This window comes from Glaciecola sp. G7-5 (assembly GCF_055808975.1).
Genome location: NZ_CM147892.1, coordinates 3,338,493 through 3,357,359, shown reverse-complemented (window position 1 = coordinate 3,357,359; position 18,867 = coordinate 3,338,493). Strand labels below are relative to the sequence as shown.

16 protein-coding genes are annotated in these 18,867 nt (G+C 40.5%); 8 read left to right on the top strand and 8 right to left on the bottom strand.

Translation table 11 applies throughout. The features are described 5' to 3' along the window. Positions 1-10 precede the first annotated feature (10 nt). Both AC0L6H_RS14690 and AC0L6H_RS14685 read left to right on the top strand, forming a co-directional pair. Positions 11-775 carry a hypothetical protein gene (locus AC0L6H_RS14690; RefSeq protein ID WP_473389851.1) on the top strand — a complete coding sequence of 255 codons (765 nt, stop codon included), beginning with the start codon at positions 11-13 and terminating at the stop codon, positions 773-775. Positions 776-870: 95 nt separating this feature from the next. Beyond that, a complete protein-coding gene (locus AC0L6H_RS14685) occupies positions 871-2,199 on the top strand; it encodes a DEAD/DEAH box helicase (protein WP_473389850.1) in 1,329 nt (442 codons plus the stop codon). Positions 2,200-2,304: 105 nt separating this feature from the next. Here the strand turns inward: AC0L6H_RS14685 and AC0L6H_RS14680 are convergent, their stop codons facing one another. The 3 genes from AC0L6H_RS14680 to AC0L6H_RS14670 form a co-directional block, all read right to left on the bottom strand. Continuing rightward, positions 2,305-2,565 (bottom strand): EF-hand domain-containing protein, encoded by a 261-nt coding sequence (locus AC0L6H_RS14680; RefSeq protein WP_473389849.1) that lies wholly within the window; start codon positions 2,563-2,565, stop codon positions 2,305-2,307. Positions 2,566-2,745: 180 nt separating this feature from the next. Continuing rightward, a complete protein-coding gene (gene trhO / locus AC0L6H_RS14675) occupies positions 2,746-3,759 on the bottom strand; it encodes an oxygen-dependent tRNA uridine(34) hydroxylase TrhO (RefSeq protein WP_473389848.1) in 1,014 nt (337 codons plus the stop codon). A gap of 140 nt (positions 3,760-3,899) precedes the next feature. Further along, on the bottom strand, positions 3,900-4,553 hold the full coding sequence (locus AC0L6H_RS14670) for a hypothetical protein (RefSeq protein WP_473389846.1): 654 nt from the start codon (positions 4,551-4,553) through the stop codon (positions 3,900-3,902). Between the two features lie 41 nt (positions 4,554-4,594). Here AC0L6H_RS14670 and AC0L6H_RS14665 point away from each other — a divergent pair, with 41 nt between their 5' ends. After that, entirely contained in the window at positions 4,595-6,241 is a 1,647-nt protein-coding gene (locus AC0L6H_RS14665) for a response regulator (RefSeq protein WP_473389845.1), read from the top strand. A gap of 94 nt (positions 6,242-6,335) precedes the next feature. Here the strand turns inward: AC0L6H_RS14665 and AC0L6H_RS14660 are convergent, their stop codons facing one another. After that, positions 6,336-7,178 (bottom strand): DUF6279 family lipoprotein, encoded by an 843-nt coding sequence (locus tag AC0L6H_RS14660; RefSeq protein WP_473389844.1) that lies wholly within the window; start codon positions 7,176-7,178, stop codon positions 6,336-6,338. Positions 7,179-7,245: 67 nt separating this feature from the next. On the opposite strand from AC0L6H_RS14660, the gene AC0L6H_RS14655 reads away from it, so the two are divergent. After that, positions 7,246-8,241 (top strand): ATP-dependent 6-phosphofructokinase, encoded by a 996-nt coding sequence (locus tag AC0L6H_RS14655; RefSeq protein ID WP_473389842.1) that lies wholly within the window; start codon positions 7,246-7,248, stop codon positions 8,239-8,241. A 93-nt stretch (positions 8,242-8,334) separates the two neighbouring features. Here AC0L6H_RS14655 and AC0L6H_RS14650 read toward each other — a convergent pair whose 3' ends face one another. Further along, complete coding sequence (locus AC0L6H_RS14650; protein ID WP_473389841.1) at positions 8,335-8,796, bottom strand: Mpo1 family 2-hydroxy fatty acid dioxygenase; 462 nt, start codon at positions 8,794-8,796, stop codon at positions 8,335-8,337. A gap of 150 nt (positions 8,797-8,946) precedes the next feature. On the opposite strand from AC0L6H_RS14650, the gene AC0L6H_RS14645 reads away from it, so the two are divergent. Beyond that, the gene (locus AC0L6H_RS14645; RefSeq protein WP_473389839.1) at positions 8,947-10,761 is read left to right on the top strand and encodes a M61 family metallopeptidase; all 1,815 of its coding nucleotides are present in this window, start codon (positions 8,947-8,949) and stop codon (positions 10,759-10,761) included. Positions 10,762-10,781: 20 nt separating this feature from the next. On the opposite strand, the gene AC0L6H_RS14640 is transcribed toward AC0L6H_RS14645, so the two are convergent. From AC0L6H_RS14640 to yejK, 3 genes are read right to left on the bottom strand one after another with little or no spacing between them, the layout of a single operon-like run. Continuing rightward, positions 10,782-11,624, bottom strand: coding sequence for a M23 family metallopeptidase (locus AC0L6H_RS14640; RefSeq protein ID WP_473389838.1), 843 nt, complete (start codon positions 11,622-11,624; stop codon positions 10,782-10,784). Next, on the bottom strand, positions 11,617-12,498 hold the full coding sequence (locus tag AC0L6H_RS14635; protein WP_473389837.1) for a 6-carboxytetrahydropterin synthase: 882 nt from the start codon (positions 12,496-12,498) through the stop codon (positions 11,617-11,619). Before AC0L6H_RS14635 ends, AC0L6H_RS14640 begins: the two co-directional genes overlap by 8 nt. Further along, positions 12,498-13,523 (bottom strand): nucleoid-associated protein YejK, encoded by a 1,026-nt coding sequence (gene yejK / locus AC0L6H_RS14630; RefSeq protein ID WP_473389835.1) that lies wholly within the window; start codon positions 13,521-13,523, stop codon positions 12,498-12,500. Before yejK ends, AC0L6H_RS14635 begins: the two co-directional genes overlap by 1 nt. Before the next feature lie 182 nt (positions 13,524-13,705). Between yejK and AC0L6H_RS14625 the strand changes: the two genes are divergently transcribed. The 3 genes from AC0L6H_RS14625 (at position 13,706) to AC0L6H_RS14615 (ending at position 18,793) form a co-directional block, all read left to right on the top strand. Then, a complete protein-coding gene (locus AC0L6H_RS14625; protein ID WP_473389834.1) occupies positions 13,706-13,939 on the top strand; it encodes a YejL family protein in 234 nt (77 codons plus the stop codon). After that, complete coding sequence (locus tag AC0L6H_RS14620) at positions 13,926-15,437, top strand: DUF3413 domain-containing protein (RefSeq protein ID WP_473389833.1); 1,512 nt, start codon at positions 13,926-13,928, stop codon at positions 15,435-15,437. Before AC0L6H_RS14625 ends, AC0L6H_RS14620 begins: the two co-directional genes overlap by 14 nt. A 437-nt stretch (positions 15,438-15,874) precedes the next feature. After that, positions 15,875-18,793 carry a TonB-dependent receptor gene (locus AC0L6H_RS14615; RefSeq protein ID WP_473389831.1) on the top strand — a complete coding sequence of 973 codons (2,919 nt, stop codon included), beginning with the start codon at positions 15,875-15,877 and terminating at the stop codon, positions 18,791-18,793. Positions 18,794-18,867: the final 74 nt, after the last annotated feature.

Below are 18,867 nucleotides of genomic sequence, written 5' to 3'. Positions count from 1 at the left end.
AATAAAGACCATGACTTATACCATCATCATTATTCTTATTGCCTTTCTCATCGTTTGCGGAATTGGTGCTACGGCAGTTCAGCAATTTAATGAACGCAAAGCCGCTGAGAAACGAGAAGAAGTTAGTCGCCAACGCACGATATATGACGAAACGGAAGAGTCTATCGTCGCCGCCCTACAAATGCCTGTTTCTCAACTATTGATTGCACTTATGCGTCAGCGTTCAGTGACCGCATTGACGGCAATAGCCGAGCACTCCCCTACGCCAGAATTAAAAAGCAAAATTGAAGATATAGAAAAAATGATTAAGGCAATAGATGTTGAAAAACCAGCACCTGATCAGAATGCATTTACCCTGCCTAAAACCGATAAAGTAATCATTAAGTATATTCAAGCGGTAAAAAAACTTCGAATCATACTTCGTTCTGAATATGCAAAAGGGAACATAACGCCAAAGTTATTTGCACAAGAGGAGTTAGCCTTAGCCAGTTTGCAACTGCGAGTAAACGTAGAAACTCTCGCCAAACGAGCAAGTGACGCTGTCGCCAACAGTATGCAGGGTTCGGCTAGGCAATACATTGAAAAAGCAATCAATGCGCTAAATAATCACAAACCACAATGTGACTACACCAATACTCGTAGGCCAGAACTAGAAAACATGCTGAACAATTTGGAGATGAACGTTAAAGACAATAATCTCAAGCAATTGTTGGCCGAGAAAGAAAAAGAAAGTGCCGAAATTGAATCACTTTTTGCGCCAAAGAAAAAGTGGTAAGCTTAAATGTGTACAACAAAAAAGCTGAATACTTAGGCTTTTTGGCCCAATGCTCGCTATAATATAGTCTTCATAACTCTATAAGGCGTGCATTTTTGTTATTCTCTGAATTTCCTATTGACCATAGAATTGTCAAAAACCTAGAAACGGCTCAACTGAGCGAGCCCACAGCGATTCAATTACAAGCCATTCCCCATGCCTTGCTAAATAAAGATATTCTTGCCGCCTCGAAAACAGGCTCTGGTAAAACCTTGGCATTCGTGATCCCCATGACTCATCGATTGCTGAGTCAGCGCGCTCTAACTAAAGCAGACCCGCGGGCACTGATACTCGCACCCACTAGAGAGCTGGCAAAACAAGTCTACGGAGTAGTTCGCCAAACAATTGCCAATACCCCCTTACAAGCGAACTTAATCGTTGGTGGCGAAAACTATAACGACCAAGCCAAATTACTAAGAAGAAACCCTCATATTATTGTAGGTACAGCAGGCAGGATTGCCGATCATTTAAAAGACCGGCAATTATTTTTGAACGGTTTAGAGTTATTGATTCTTGATGAAGCTGACCGCATGCTTGAATTAGGCTTTAGTGAGCAATTAAATATCATTCATAAACAAGCCGACCATAGAAAGCGCCAAACGATGATGTTTTCAGCGACTATTGAACAAGCACAAATAAAAGAGATGACGACACAATTATTAAAAAATCCTCAGAAAATTGTTGTCGACGCTGCAAATAAACCACACCAAGATATCAGTCAAACCTTTTATTTTTCAGATAATGTTGATCAAAAGGATGCGCAACTATCGAAAATTTTGCACATTGTAAATCAAGAACAAGCGATTATCTTTACGGCAACGCGCGCTGATACTCAACGAATTAGCGATGAGCTAAACCATTTGGGCTTTAATACAGCAGCGCTAAATGGCGAGTTGTTACAAAAACAGCGTAGCCAAGTTCTACAAGACTTTAGCAAAGGTAAATTTAGTATTTTAGTCGCGACCGACCTTGGGGCTCGGGGCTTAGATATAAGCAATGTTTCCCAAGTGATTAATTACGATTTACCAAAATTTCCAGAAGAATACATACACCGTATTGGACGCACTGGACGTGCTGGACGCCAAGGGAAAGCCTTTTCACTGGTAGGAAAAAAGGATTGGCAGAGTTTTCTTGCCATTCAAGCAAACTATTTAGACAGCGTAAGTTTTGATAGCCTCGACGGAATTACAACGAAGTTTAACGGCCTTAAACCGAGGCGCAAGCAAAGTGCTAAGGTGCTAGCCAAGCCAAAAGCTAAACAAAAAGCCGCTAACAAAGCGTCATCTACAAAACGCATAAATACGATGGATTCTGTTGATATAGGGAATGTCCCTATAAAACGAAAAGCGAGACAAGAGATATCAAATGATGACGCTGACGAATAAGCTCGATTGAGCACTATTTTGATATGCAAAAAGCCCAATTATGATTGGGCTTTTTTAGATTACTAATAGACGAGTAGCGATTATCCTTAAAACCAACAAAGCCTACTAATATTCCCACCAGCAATCTTGCCACCACTCTAGAAACTCTTCGAAATCGATATACCCGTCACCGTTATCGTCAATCATATTAAAGCCTTCTTGCACATGATTGGCTTTAGTTTTAGGTGATAAAATAGTGAGCATTTCAATGAATTCACGAAGATCAATCTGACCATTTTTATCGCTATCAAAATAATCAAATTCTTTACGTATTTCTGCTATTTTCTCGGGACTTAGGTCTTCGCTTGCTGATTTAGATTCAGTCATATTATGTTCCACTTCCTTAAGCTTTGCTAAAGTTTACTCTGTTACCTTAAGCAAAGTCTAGTGAAAACTGATTTGAATTTATTTCACTACTTTTACAAAGGCCCTTCGTTACTAACATGTATATATTGAACAGCATTGTATGCGACATCGTTAGCAACATCAGAGCCTTAAACCACAATATTAGCCCTGTCTGTTTTTAGCGAGGGCGCGCGCTCGCTGAGCTTGTGCCTTTTTATTCCGTTTACTTTTCATAATATCTCGAGCGTCTGCACCAACATGTTCTTGAGCGCGCGCTTTAGCAAGATTAACCTGTTTTTCACGCTCTCTAAATCGTGCTAATTGCTCCTCAGAGTGCTTGCCAAAACAGGCAGGACATGTAACTCCAGCTTCAAATTTATCACTTTGCTTATCTTCTTCAGTGATAGGTAGCCTACAACCATAGCATTGGTCATAAACGCTTTTTTCCAATTGATGATTAACAGCAACACGATTATCAAAAACAAAGCAATCGCCTTCCCACAGTGATTCTGATTCAGGGACATCTTCTAAGTATTGTAAAATACCTCCCTGTAAGTGATATACCTCATCAAAGCCCTGCTCTTTTAAATAGGCTGTGGACTTTTCGCAACGTATTCCTCCCGTACAAAACATAGCGACTTTCTTATGTTTTTCAGGCTGAAGCTCTTTTGCTACATACTCAGGAAATTCACGAAAAGAATCAGTATTTGGATTTCGGGCATGCTTGAATGTGCCAATTTCGATTTCATAATCGTTACGAGTATCAATTACTGTAACCTCAGGATCAGATATCAAAGCATTCCAGTCTTTTGGTGCAACATAAGTACCCACGGTCTTAAGCGGGTCAATACCATCTACCCCCATCGTAACAATTTCTTTTTTGAGTTTGACCTTAGTGCGATAAAAAGGCTGGTTTTCATGCCAGGAAAACTTATGCGATATAGGGCGAATTCTTTCATCGGCGTTTAAGTGAGAGAGGAGTTTGTCAATGCTGTCTTTAGGGCCTGACACAGTGCCATTTAATCCCTCATGGGCGAGCAATATGGTCCCTCTGATACCATGCGCTTCCATAAACTCACGCAGCGGCGCTCGCATTTCTTTGTAATTTTCTAAACTAACGAATTTGTATAGCGCACAGACTAAATACAAATCATTATTTGTGCTTGTTTTTGTCATCTTTTTTCCTTTGCTAGTTGGAACGTAAAACCAAGGCAAAATTGCGCGGCGAAGACTAGCATAAAGTAAGTGAAATGACCAGTTTAGAAAGACTATGACAATAACACCTGAACGTTCTATTTTGGCGCGTTTGCTAAGCTCTAAACTTGGGATTGGTTTGCGTATTTAGCGCTACTGAAAATAGCGTCAACAAAATTATCTTTAGCGAGCGTTTCGTCAACTTGCGACTCAGGAAAGTCAGGAGTGATTATTGGGCGAAGTTCGTTTTGTGCAAATATTGATGCATTTTCTACCACATCAAAAGGAATAACTTGCTCTTGTTGTTGCCAATGCAAACTCTGCGGTTGTAAACAGTTATAGAACTGAATAGACAGAGCTGGTTTTTGGCAATGGTGCAAAGCCGCGCCTTGAGCATTAAGCTTATCTAGCTGCTCTTCCTGCAAGTACAAAGTGGCTTTGGGAGCACTAGGCAAATTTATACCAAAGTATGGTAAATCATCCTCTACAGTCTCCTGATTTTTTGCATTATATTGTTCTATATTTGCCGCTTGCAAAGTCAGGTACCAAGCAAATGTTGATGTTTCGCGACCACTGTTATTAAGGGTACTATTAAGTAGCCTATCTAGTGATTGAATGTGCGATAAAATTTGCATGGCAAACCTTAGTGAAGTGGGCAATATAAATGCATATTTAGCTATCGACTGTTTGACAAACTTACTCAAGTCTTTTTTGATAGCGTCGATGAATATATAGGTTGAAATCGCAATTTTATTTACCCCTACATTAATTGCCAAAAGCTGTAATTATTCCAAAGTAATATATGGCAAAGGAAAGTATGAGAACCCTAGATTATTCCGATAAACGCTGTTTAGTTATTGAAGACAGGCGCCCGTTTTTGATGTTATTGAGAGGATTACTCAATAGTTTGGGTGCAAGCAAAATTACCACAGAAATGTCGGCCGAGGCCGGTGTAAAAGCGTGTAAAGCAATCAAATATGATATTGTCATATGTGATTTGCATTTAGGTACCAATCGTAAAAATGGTTTTGAGTTTCTAGAAGAAATACGCAAACTTCACTATATTAGGCCATCAACTATATTCATCATGATTAGCGGCGATAGCGCTCGCTCTATGGTCTTAGGTTCGATAGAAAAACAACCTGATGACTACCTTATAAAGCCGTTTTCACAAGCACAATTGAATTCCCGTATCACGCGAGCCATTATGAGACGCTTAACTCTCGCGACTCTATATAGCCAAATCGATCATGGAAAGTACACGCTGAGCATAGAAACCTGTAAACATTTTTTACAAACCGAACCTCAGTATGCGAATCATTTAATGCAACTATTAGTAGAACTTTATTGGAAAACTGAAGACTACGCTGAAGCCGAAAAACTACTCGAACAAATACTCTCGAAACGACAAGTGCAATGGGCCTTGTGCGCCCTAGCTAAAACCAAGTTGTTGCAAAAAAAGTTTAGCGAAGCCATAGACCTAGCTAAAGATGCAATAGACAGTTCAATGCACAATGTAGAGGCTTACGATATTATCGCCGACGCTTACTTACAAAATAATAAAAAGCCTGAAGCACTCAAATTTATATTAGAGGCGCTTTCTCTATCTCCATTGTCAATTGACAGACATTTTAGAGTGTGCGAAATCGCAAGAGAGAATGAAGATTTTGAGTTAGCTATGAACAGTGCAAAATCAATTTTTGAATTATCGCAGCGTTCGGTACACAAGAACGTGAATCACTTATGCGGTTATGTTAGAAGCATTTTAGATATGGCTGAAAACGCGGAGAGTAAAAGCCTGCGTAATAAATTTATGCAAGATTCCCTAGTCGCGATGCACCGTGCGAAAAATGACGATAGCATTAAAACGCAGCCCGATGATTTTGATTTTGATATTTTTGAGTCTATTGTGCATGCCAGAATGCTTCACCTCGAAGGTAAAGCCAGTGAATCAAAAAAAGCGCTAGAAGAAAGTCAAATCGAGATAGAGCGAAACTTTACAGAATACCCTGTAGCAATGGCCGCAGATAGCTTAAAAATAATGCTCGATTTAGGAGATTACGAAGAAGCTGCCAAATTAACCAAAATCATTATGTCTAACCCTGACAAAGTAGATAGTTCAATCTTGTATCTGGCGCAAGCAGAATCAGACAAAATTAAAGTGAATAGGTCAAAGTACATTAGGTTTAATAAGAAAGGTATTTCACTGTATAGCGAAGGTGAATATGCCCAAGCATACGAAGAATTTACAAGTGCAAAGAAAGTTTCACCTTTGAATATTGGCGTAACACTTAACTTATTACAGTCATTAGTAAAGCTAATTCAACAGACAGATAAGCCCGAAGGAAAACATATCATGGAAGCTAGGGAACTCTATCGTTTTATCAGCAATATGCCTTTAAAGTCAGTTCACAAAGCCAAATTTAAAAGTATGCGTCAGGAAGTTGAAGACATAGTTTCTTAAGCTTAGCGTAATCCATCTTTTCTTTGTCGATAGTATCTGTATTAACAGGCGCTACCCCGGTGATTACCCTATCTTGTCAGTGTTTTTCATTATATTATTTTTGCAAGCTAACAACATCATCTTTAAGATCGGAAATTTCTTCAAGTAAATGGTCAGTTTGTTTATCAGATACCATCTCCATGATGCCCATCAAATATTGTGTGCTAGCTTGCGTATTTAACTCAAGCATTTGTACAAATTCTTCGGGTCTATATTGTTCAGGATTGACAATTAACTCATGCAGTGTTTCTGCAAACAATTCGCCGCGCCCTTCTCGTGCAAACACTTGCCTTAATTGTTGCTGATATGCTCGGCGGTACGCAAGCCAATGGCTGCCTGTGGATTCAAAGCGGTCATAAAAAGTAGCAATAAACTCTTTTTGTTCATCACTTAGATTACCGAGCCAATTTCGTATCCCTTTTTGATTCCGCTTTATCCATTTTTTAACCCGTTCTTCTTTGCTCAGTGAGCTAATCTCCGCCATTTCTTCTTCGTCTTCCACATTTTCCTTTTCAAGGTTGGCAAACAAATAAATGATCTGCTCTTGCGACAAAGTGCTTCCAAGTTTGACCAAGTCTGGGGCAACATGTGCCCGCGCCCGCACCCAATGTTCTCGGGCTCGCTCACGGTGCGACGCAATGCTTTGTGCTGAGATGTTTTTGTTTTTGATATCGGCAATGATGTCGGCTAACTGCGCCTCATACTTAGGCAGTTCATGCTGTTGATGCCACTGCATCCAATCGATTAACATAGCGTCGAACATATCTTCTTGCTCGCTGTTTAGCTCGATATAATCATCCAAGTACCAGTAGACTAGCCAATTAATATTATTGTAAGCAAACTTCGTCGAACAGCCGCCTAACAAAAGCACAAATGCCAAAACGATAAATTTTTTCATGCAATTGTTTTCCTTTCAATTTTATTTGTTATCCTTACTACGACAATAACTACACTAAAGGTTTCAAATGCCCATAAAGAAAATTGCTGTGCTTACGTCGGGCGGAGATGCGCCAGGGATGAATGCATGTATCAGATCAATCTGTTTAACTGCGCAAAGCCTCAATATAGAAGTGGTTGGATATAAGTCGGGCTATATCGGCTTGCTCAAACAAGACTACACTACGCTTACCTCAATTGACGTATATAACCTGCTACAACGAGGCGGGACGGTACTACACAGTGCAAGGTGTGAAAAGTTTCACCAAGACAAGCATATAAAAAGAGCAGCGGAAAATCTTGATGATAACGACATAGATGGCCTTATCGTTATTGGCGGAAATGGCAGTTTTAAAGGCGCAGAAAGACTTCAGCAATTTTGGGATAAGCCAGTGATTGGCTGTCCAGGCACGATAGATAACGACATTGCCGGCACCGACTACACAATAGGCTATCATACCGCGATACAAACAGCGGTCGAATCCATTGACAAAGTGCGTGACACTGCAGAATCTTTTGAACGTATATTTTTAGTCGATGTGATGGGAAGAGAAGCTGGCTTCATCGCATTAAACTCTGCGATATCTAGCGGTGCCGATCATGTACTCCTACCTGAGACTTTTACATCGTCTGCTGAAGAGCTAGTTAATATCCTCGACAAAATAAATAAACGGCGTTTACATCGCGCTAATTCTAGTCATATTATTGTAATCACAGAAAATTTATGGCCCGGCGGCTTAAATATTCTACAAGATTCATTACATTCAGAAACTGGGATAGATGTAAGGGTATTAACACTTGGGCACGTGCAACGCGGTGGCTCACCAGTTTGGCAAGATAGATTACTGGCAACTAAGTTAGGCTTTCATGCAGTTCAAGTAATGCTAAAAGGTGAAAAGGGCGTAATGGCAGGCGTTAAATCCGCATTGCCGGTGTCAGTCCCCTTCGCAAACGTAGACCAACAAGACAAAAAGTTAAATCCACTTTCAATGGAGATGCTTGATACGATAACCTTGCTAGGTTAAGCATATTAATCCCAAGCCATTACCAAACTTAAGGATACAAAATGTTGGCATCGCTCTTTGTGTGAGGACAATAGCGGTGCCAACAAGCGCTGGCTAATAGTTTATATTCATTCTTTTTAGCCAATGTACCCACCACCAAGCAGGACCTACTAATAAGTAACGTAAGTCTTCAAAAAAGGAAGGTTTTTTTCCTTCGATGATATGACCTACAAACTGCAAAATCCACATTATTACAAATAGCGCGATAGAAAAATATAACACACTAATATCGGCTGCAACCAATAATTTAATGCCGCCGAAGGTCAATAACACAAGTAAGGTCATTGCAGCGCCAATTGGACCTGACAATTTAAAATAATAATATAAGGCTGGAATAGCAAATATGTGGGCAAAGGTAATATTAAACTGAGCAATAAACTCAGGCACGGGTATAGACCAAAGTAAACCTATAGTGACAAAAAATATGCTGGGAACCGCAATTGCATGAATCGCGATATTGGTTTTGTTTTGATGACTTTCGCCATAATGATTAATAAGTCTTTCGATTTCGCGCACGTTATTAGCCTCTTTACAAATTTAGCGGTCTTTATTTACCTTGAGTTTACAACTGGCGTTAGTTTAGCACAAGGAAGTTTGCTGCAAACCATGTATTAAATGCAATCGCATGCTATATTTTAGTCCTAAATTATCTACAAATGAGCCTTTATGCCTGCATCATCAAATAGTCTCTCCTCATCAAAATTAGCCAACATAGAATATGAACTTTCGATTTTAAGCACAGCAGAGCATCTTTTTGAAGTTAGCATGCATATAGAGCTTGAAAATACGTCAAAGGAATTAGTACTCGCGCTACCGGCCTGGATACCAGGCAGTTATATGATTAGAGATTTTGCTAGAAATCTGCATAGTGTGAAGAGCCCCCAAGCATCTATTGACATCAAACAAGTCTCTAAACAAGAATGGAAGATAAGCAAGCTAGATGGTAGTGATATAAAACAGTTAAGTTTGAGCTATCAAATTTATGCTTTCGACCTGTCAGTACGCAGTGCTTTTATCGATGACCAATATGCCTTTTTCAACGGTACTTCGGTATTTTTATGCGCCAAAGGCTATGAGTATTGTTCACATAAGGTTTGCATTAAGCATCAACCACTTTTGTTGGCGCCAGAGATAGCAACATCTTTAAAAGTAGATAATTCGCAAGAGAATGAGTATGTAGCAAATGATTACTTTGATCTAATCGACCATCCATTTCTTATTGGCCAATTTGACGATCATTGCTTTGAAGTTCTCGGATATCGTTTTCATCTCGTTTTTACTGGTAGCCATAATTTTGATTTAGCGCGAATTGAACGAGACCTTCGTCCCATTATTGAACACCACATTAGCTTATTTGGTGATTTCCCGTGCCCTGAATACTGGTTTATTACCTTAGTATGTGACAACGGCTTTGGAGGTTTAGAGCATTTGGCCAGCACGGTACTTCAATATAGTCGCTTTGAACTTCCCGTAATTGGTGAGCCCGACAAAATAAGTAAAGAATACCAACAGTTTTTAAGCCTTTGCAGCCACGAATTATTTCATACCTGGCATGTAAAACGAATAAAACCAGAAGTCATGCACCAGCCTAATTTGTTTGAGGAAGTCTATACGCCACAACTTTGGATTTATGAAGGATTTACCTCATTTTACGACGACCTTAGTTTAGCTAGAAGCAAGGTTATTGCGCCGCGAGATTATGTGCAAATTCTTAATGAAGCGATTACTCGTTTGCTGCGAAACCCAGGACGACTGAAACAAAGTGCGAGTGAATCTAGTTTCGATGCATGGACGAAGTTTTATAAACAAGATGCTGGCTCAGTCAATCACATAGTAAGCTATTACAATAAAGGCGCCATCATCGCACTGTGCTTAGATATTACGCTTCGCCAACAGTCTAACAATACGGTTTCACTTGATAATTTAATGCAAGTCCTATGGCAACAATATGGGAAAACGCAAATAGGCACCGCGGACGACGTGATTTTAGAAATTTGTCAGCGCGAATTTGCTATTGATCTAAGCAGCTTTTTACATCTTGCCACTCAAAGTCCCATTGACCTGCCCTTGCCTACATTGCTGCATTCTATTGGTCTACAGATGAATATGCGCCCTCAGGCTCATTTTCAAGACAAAGGCGGTCCACGCTCATCCTTGATAAAGTCCAATGTTGACCTAGGTGGCTTGCTTGCAATGAATGATAAACAATTAAAGGTGCTTTCAATTCAAGAAGGCCGAGCCCTTAGTATCGCTGGATTGTGTGTGGGTGATACTATAGTTGCCTTAAACAAGTGGCAATGTGACGATAAACGCTTTTTACACATCCTCAATCAGGCCAAGCTCGGTGATTGCTTGCCTGTTGACGTTTTGCGCGATGGCAGATTATTAACCCTGACCATTGAGGTGCAAGACGCGATAGCAGATACCTGCGATATAGCGGTTGAAAACGAAGCGCTATTTATGCAATGGCTAGGCCTGTGAAGCACCGCTAATGGCGCCTTTTAATTAGTTGGCAATGCTGATTGCTCTAGCAATAAGGCTGGGTCAAGTCGCTCTTTAAACCAGTTAATACGCCAGTCTAAATGAGGACCGGTGACACGACCCGTGGCCCCTATTTCGGCGATTATATCGCCTTGCTCAACTAGTTGCCCTTCAGTGACGTGTAATTTGCTCAGGTGGATAAAGGTAGATGAAACCCCAAAGCCATGATCCATGATCAGGGTGCCGCCAGAATAATACATATCGTTGTGCGCCAAGCTAACAACACCCGATGCCGGCGCAACGACTGGTGTGCCTGTTTTATTTGCAATATCTAGTCCGTAATGAGGGCGTTTAGGCTCACCATTAAATATACGTTGTGACCCGTAAACACCAGAAATGCGGCCTTGTGCGGGAAGAATAAATGCTTCGTTAAAGTATAAATGAGAAGACGTTGTCGCTCTTGCCGCCGCAATTTTCTTATTGTCTTCACGTATGCGTGTAAGCACCTCTGCTGGCGGGCTAACATATTTTTGTGCAACACCTTCAATTTTATCTAGTTTATATTCTCGTTTCGACAATGACAAAACCCGTGTCTGCCATTGTGTAGCATTTGCTAATTTCCAAGATAAGCGTTGTTCTAAACCAGCGTCACGACCAAAACCAAAAACAAACTCGCCCTGTGGCGAGACTTGTAGTTGTCTATCGTTTACTTTTACCAAGGTATTGGCCGCCACTTTCCCTCGCAAGAGACTACCTTGCGTTAACTCACCACGTATGATTGGACTGTTTAAACCCGCTGCATGACTAGAGAAAATACATAAACAAATTAGTAGACTCACGAACCTGTTTGCAAATTTAATCACCAACAATTGCTCCTTTGCCTACGCCTTCAAACGCTCTTACGCTAAGCGCAGCTGTTGTTTCTTTTCGTGTTTGATCGAATATATATTGCGCCAAACATTCGACCGTCGAATCCTGATCTATTAGTTCACATACTTGTTGTGCAATCGCCATTTCAAACTCACCTTGTGACGCCTCATATTTGAAACAGTACACAGGTGAATCATTGAGCAAGGAAAAGCTCAAATCACTCGCGTTTACAATATCTTCGTTACTACCAATGTAAATATCAGACCACCTATTCGCCCAGTATTGCTGCCATTTCTCAGACGGTTTTCCGTCTTCATCAATGAGAATTTTTGAACGATGCCCATGGGCAATGCGCTGACAGTTACCATCATGCTTTTTGAGGCCATGCGTATAATGATAAAATGGCGTTGAAATATGCTCTTCTCGAAGGACGATTTCAATGTCTTGAACGTTTTCAGGCAGATGGGTGGCAATAACATCTTTTAAATAGGCCGTGAGCGATTCTTTGGTAATTAATGGTGCTTGTCCTTCAAGGCTATACACAAAAGCGTAGGCTTCAGGCGGACAAAACAGTTGTATTGGTAGCTCAGCAGCAAACATGAAGTCAACTAAAATGCGCCCATCGTTTGCCGGCGCATGAATCTTAGTGTTTTTATGATCAGCAGGCACAACAAGCTTGTGATCTACATAGTCATCAATGACTTTTTTGAGTTGCTTTTTCACAATGCCAAAATCTTGCACCATGCTTTCGTCGTTAAGGCCACCATCTAGTACCACGTCTACAATCCAGCTTTCTCCAACCATTCCCCGCTCCGGGCATAAGTAAGAAAAGTCCATTACCGTGAGGTCGTTGACAAATAACTTCATTAATTATTGTCGCCTTTTGCTGTTTTCGTTAATTGATCTTTTAAATTTGGTGGCAATCCCATTATCGTTAAGGTATCGGTGTTGACATCATAATGCACACGCTGACCGAGTAGCTTACGTTCAAAACTCAGGCTTATTCCGCCACCCGCGCCTGAAAATTTATTCATGATGTTGATCATAGATTTGTCAGCTTGAAAGCTAGGTTCAAGAGGTTGCTCTAAACCAGCATTGTACTGCGCGAAACTGTGTTCGCCTTCTGACATTGCAGGTAAGATGCTATCGAGTTCCTTAATAGCGACATCTTCGCCTAAATCAGCTTTCTCTTTATAATATTTTGATACGCTTTGACGATGTTCATGCTTTTCGTTTGCATCAAGTGCTTGGGTTGCTAAATAGCTGTCTAAATGCTGCACAAATTGTTTGTTCTGTGCTTTGGTATCCACTTTTTCTTCACAACCAATAAAGCTCATGAAAAAATCTGAGACCTTGCGTCCCATTCTACCCTTGATGAAACTGATATACCGGTCGTCACCAGGATTAACATCTAATTGTGTGAGGTCTATGCGCACAGCGATTTGCATTTTGCTTAATTCTAAAAACTTATTAGAAGCTAAATCCAGATCTTGATTCACTGACATAGATTCTTTTGTATCGAGCATGGCAATAAGTAAATAGTCAGTAGCTAAATAATTATACAAACTAAATACGACGTAGCCAGTCTCTAGCATTGCTTCGTCAGTTATCGTTTTAATCAGGTGTTGACTCGCTTGTACACTAAAGTCATGAAAAGCAATCGACTTATTAATCATTTGCTCTATCAATTCGCGCATGGTCGGGTCTAGTTCGTTGGCAAAGCCGCCCACACCTTTACTCGGCTTAGCGTTAAAGTTGCTATGCAATTCGGTGGCAAGATCAACTATTGGGCTAGAAAGCTCAAAACAACTTGGTCTTGGAATAAAGATGAGTTTACCTTCTTCAGATAAACTAATTTGATGGACAACAAACTCATTTACGTTTGCACTCATATATGATGTGATAACCTTACAGTGATAGTTTCCCTTAAATGCTTAATAAATACACTGGGAAAACAAAAAGTTGGTGAAAATTAATGCAAGCATTATACTTTGCAATAACTCGAATTACTGTACTTATATTTTGTATACGGTAATTGTAACGAGTTTTTCATAAAAAATCATAGGACAAATTAATGCCAATCCAATCGCGTTACAGTAATGAAGAATTTGACGCCCTAACACAAGAAGTGTTTTTAGCCTTAGAAACCCACAAAGCAAAAGGTGATTTATCCATAATGGTGTTAGGCAATGTATTAGCTAATATTTTCCAACATCAAGTAAGAGAAGACATACGAGCAAAAATGATAGATCAATTTTGTGACGCCTTGAAAAAAGTGCAAATAGTCCAGCATCATGATTTACAATGAATCCCCACGTAGAAAACAGATCACCCAACAGGTTAGTTGGGGACATTGGTTCGCATTGGCTAATATTGTCTTGGCGACGACAATATCTTCGGTATATCTTTTCTCATCACCTATACCCGATACCTTAATAAGCTTTATCTATTTAATTAGCACTTGGCTAGGACATACCAGTTTTATTACCTTTCTTGGTTTTATCATTTTAATTTTACCGCTTTGCTACAAAGTCACCAACCTAAATGTATTAAAAGCAACAGCGTCAATTATTGCGGCGTTGGGCTTGGCCTTGTTAGCTTTTGATGCGCTTTTATACAACAAGACTGGGTTTCATATCAGTTTTAGTTCTGCCGAATTGCTGCGCAATGAAGCCCAAGGACATATGAGTGCTTTTGGATGGTTGCAGTGGTTTTATTTAATTTTGCTGTTTATTATTTGGCTGATGTTTCAACTTGTTATCGCAAATGCTATTTTTAAGCGGATTAACCGTTTTCAGCGCATAAAGTTTGCGCCCTTTGTTATTGTTGGCTTTGTGTTATGTTTTGTAAGCAGTCATGCAATTCATGTTTGGGCTGATGCCCGCTTGTATACACCTGTGCTAAAACAAGACAATATGTTTCCCCTTTCCTACCCTGCAACGGCCAAAACCTTAATGGCGCGCTATGGTTTTATTGACCTACAAGAACGTTTACAGCAAGAAGAATTGCAATACAACAGTGAAGCAAGTCGATTTAATTACCCGCCAAAGCAAGTCTATTGCAGTGTAGACAAAACTAAGAAGCTATTGGTTTTAGCGAGTTTAGAAGCAATCGATACCGGTTTATTAACGGGCTTAGAAGCCAACCCCTTTCATTTAAACTTGGAAAATGATCCTGCACAATTTGAACGTCAGTTACTGTACGGTATTCCAAGCAATTTAATGTCGATGACAACTTCTCCGCCGGTTGTAAGCGAACTGTTGCATGCCTTTGACACCACCACAGCCTATTATACAGAAACGCAAAATAGTCCCGCAGATTTTGCTGATTTTACGGAAACACTTAAAACGAGCGATAGTGGCTTCTTTCTAGCAGTGCTTAGTTCTGAACAACTCAATGCGCTTGAACTCGAAAACCTAGTGCCCACGACTAATATGCTTGTTATTGGTCGGAGTAAAAATGAAAATGAAATGGCTCCATTCAGGCTGTGGAGTAACTTTGTAGACGCCACACAAGTCTCTAGTAATGAAGACATTATTCCTACAGTATTAAGCGAGTTTGGTTGCTTAGCACCCTCTATTCGCTTTTCAACCGGCCAGGCATTACAAAACCCTAGCCGCCAATGGATGGTGACGACGCAAGACAACAGTGTCATTGTAGTCAAGTACCCGCTTATGACAAAAGTAGCTAAAGACGGTAGTTATGAAGTGACTAATATAGAGACACAAACGAAAGTTTTAGTGGATTTAGACACTAACTTACTCAGCCGTTCGATTAAGCACTTGAAGGATTTTAGCGACAAATAAACAGCTTCCTTACTATAAACTTCTCGTCAGTAAATTCGCTATAAACCGGCCGCTTTGTTTTACTCTTAACGAGCGGCCAATTCCATATCTACAAAAGCCTAGCATCAGCCGTGACTTAGCTCGGGCTTTTGTTTGTGCGGGCTTTTGTTTGTGCGAGCTTGTTGCTCTTGCCTACTTGCTTGCACTTTTGTTGTTAAAAAAACGTGAACCTCGAAAGTTAAGCGTATTTACGTTTAGCCTCTTCATAATAACAAAGCCAGCCGATACACTCTAAATCAATTAAGGTGCGTAATCTTATATGTAATATACTGTTAACTACGTTTTACTAAATATTTCTTAATCATTTAAGAAAATGCTTGCAAATAATTTTAGATTCAATATTATTAACAACAATGCAACATACTTTTTATAACCACGCACACAGAAAGGCTATACAAATGAAAAAAAATCAACTCTTTAAACCTGCTTTGCTGTCATTGGCGGTAGCATCTGCACTCACCACGACAGCTGTTTTTGCACAAACACCTAACAATAACGAAGCAGAAGCAGATGTAGAAGTCATTGCGGTAAGCGGTATTCGCGGTTCACTGATACGCGCTCAAGCCATCAAACAAGACAACAGCAATATTGTAGAAGCCATTTCGGCAGAAGATATTGGTAAGCTGCCTGACTCTTCAATAGCTGAATCTTTGTCTCGTTTACCGGGTCTAGCTGGCGAACGTGTAGGCGGAAGAACGTCGGGGATTTCTGTTCGTGGTTTTAAAGAAGATTTTACCGGCACCTCATTAAATGGTCGTGAATTAATTGGTATCGGTGACAACCGTGGCGTCGAATATGATTTGTATCCGTCGGAAATTATGACCGGCGCAACAATTTATAAAACCTCTGATGCAACCTTACTCATTCAAGGTATTGGTGGTACTGTAGATTTGCAGACCGTGCGTCCACTCAGTGCGAAAGAAACCTTAACTTTCAATGGTAGTTTTGAATCAAGTGGTTCTGATGCTGACAACCCCGAGTTTGATAATAAAGGTAAGCGTTTTTCTCTTTCTTTTGTTGAGAAATTTGCTGATGACACCATTGGTTTAGCGGTTGCTCTTGCGTCAACAGAGTCTCCTAATAATCAGCGTAAATATGGTGTTTGGGGCTACAACACTGACCCTGATACAGGCTTGGTTACCCCTTCTGGTTTGGACACCCAAGCGATAAGTACAAAGCTTGAACGCGAAACAGTCTCAGCAATCCTACAATTTCGTCCAACAGACGATTTAGATATCGTTGTTGACGCGCTAAATATCGACTATTCTGATTCAGGTGTTTTACGCGGATTTATCGAACCTTTTAACGCAGTTAATGTTACAGGTGACGGCGTAAATAACTCAGGAACACAAGTAGGCGCCAACCCAGTTCTACGTACTGACCCTCTACAGAAAGACGGTGATTTACAGGTATTTGGTCTTAATATCGAATACGCAGTAAATGATAACTGGACGGTAGAACTTGATGCTGCTCGCAGTGAATCCACAAAACGCGATCTTCGTGGCGAATCTTATGCTGGTTTAGCACGTTCAGGTACGTTAACTTCTGATCAGTTAGGTTCTCGTACCTTCCAAATGAGTCGAGAAGGCGTTTTCTTTACCGATAGTTCAGGCCTTGATGCTTTTGCAGATCCTAATGCGCTACAACTTACTGGCCCACAAACCTGGGGTGGCGGCTTAGCTAACTTAGCGGATCAATTCACCACTGGCGTACTAACAACAAATGGTACTCCTTTTGATTATAACAACGCGCAAGATGGTTTCTTAAACTACGCTGATTTCTCAGAAGAACTAACCACCGTACGTTTTGAAGCACGCGGTATTCTAGACGGTGAGTTATTTACCGATATTACCTTTGGTGTAAATTATTCTGACCGTTATAAAGACAAAGACAATAAAGGCTTTTTTGCAACATCTAGTGCATACCCTTTCTCTACAAGCATTCCTTCTGCTTATGTATACGGTTTAGCTGATTTAACTTGGGCTGGCATGGGTCAAGTTGTTGCTTATGACGGCTTCGCACCGTATAACGATGGTACCTATACTTTGAACGATGCAGGTCTATTAGAACCAGACCGTTTAGGTGATACTTATGTTGTTGAAGAAGAAGTACTTACACTTTACGTAAAAGGTGACTTTGAAAGCGAAATTAATGACATGTTACTTACCGGTAATATTGGTGTTCAGTACGTACAAACTGACCAATCTTCAACGGGTTATAACGGCATCGTTGGTGCAAACTTCGCGGTATGTGATGATGATAACAACGGCCAAATCGACCAAGATTGTATTTTAACTGACGGTGCAGACTATAATCATATACTTCCTAGCGTAAACCTAAGCCTTGAAGTTGCAGAGAACACATTTGTTCGCGCAGCAGCACATAAAACAATAAGCCGCGCGCGTGTTGACCAAATGCAAGTGTCTGGTTTTGTTAAATTCGATCAAAACATCGATTTGATCGCCGCGACAAACGATTTTATTCTTGACCCTAATGGCGGCAACAGTCCTTGGAGTAAAGTAGCCGGTAACCCACATCTACAACCGCTTGAATCGAATAACTACGATTTATCTTTCGAACATTATTTTGATGGTGAAGGTTATATCTCTGTCGCTGCGTTCTACAAAGACCTAACCAACTGGACTCGTGACAATGCTCGTTTCATTGATTTCACAAATGATGAGACTGCCGGTGGTGCAAACTACTTCATCCCTGGTTTCCATGACCGTATCGCTGATGAAGCCGGTACCTACAATGGTTCAACGGGTGATGCTTATGCAATTGGTGACCTAATTACGCCACCAGACTTTGGTATCTTCAACTCCTTTGAAGATGGCAACAAAGGTAAAGTAAGTGGTCTTGAAGTAACGGCTAATTTACCGCTAGGTATGTATGTTGATGCACTTGAAGGGTTTGGTATTGCCGCATCTGCAACACGCATTAACGCGTCACTTGACGATGGCTCTGCGATTCCAGGCCAATCTGATGAGGTTATCTCACTGACTGCATATTACGAAATGAATGGTTTTGAATTTAGAGTCGCGGCTACTGACCGTTCTGAGTTTGCTACCTATGAGCGCGGTGGGTCTAACAAAATCGCTGGGGCAACTAGAGATGGCGTAACCTTAGTAGATGCTCAAATAAGCTATGATTTTGCTGATTCAAGCAATGATTACTTAAAAGGTCTACGTGTTTCTCTACAAGGTACTAACCTAACTGACGAAGACGAAGAAACAATTAATGCTGACGGGATCGTAACGACGCGTCGTCAATTTGGACCGTCTTATATTCTTAACTTTAACTACTCGTTTTATTAAAATCGAGTTGTTGTAAAGTAAGGCTAACACCAAGCCCCTTCGGCACTTACTGAAGGGGCTTTTTTAATGAGTAC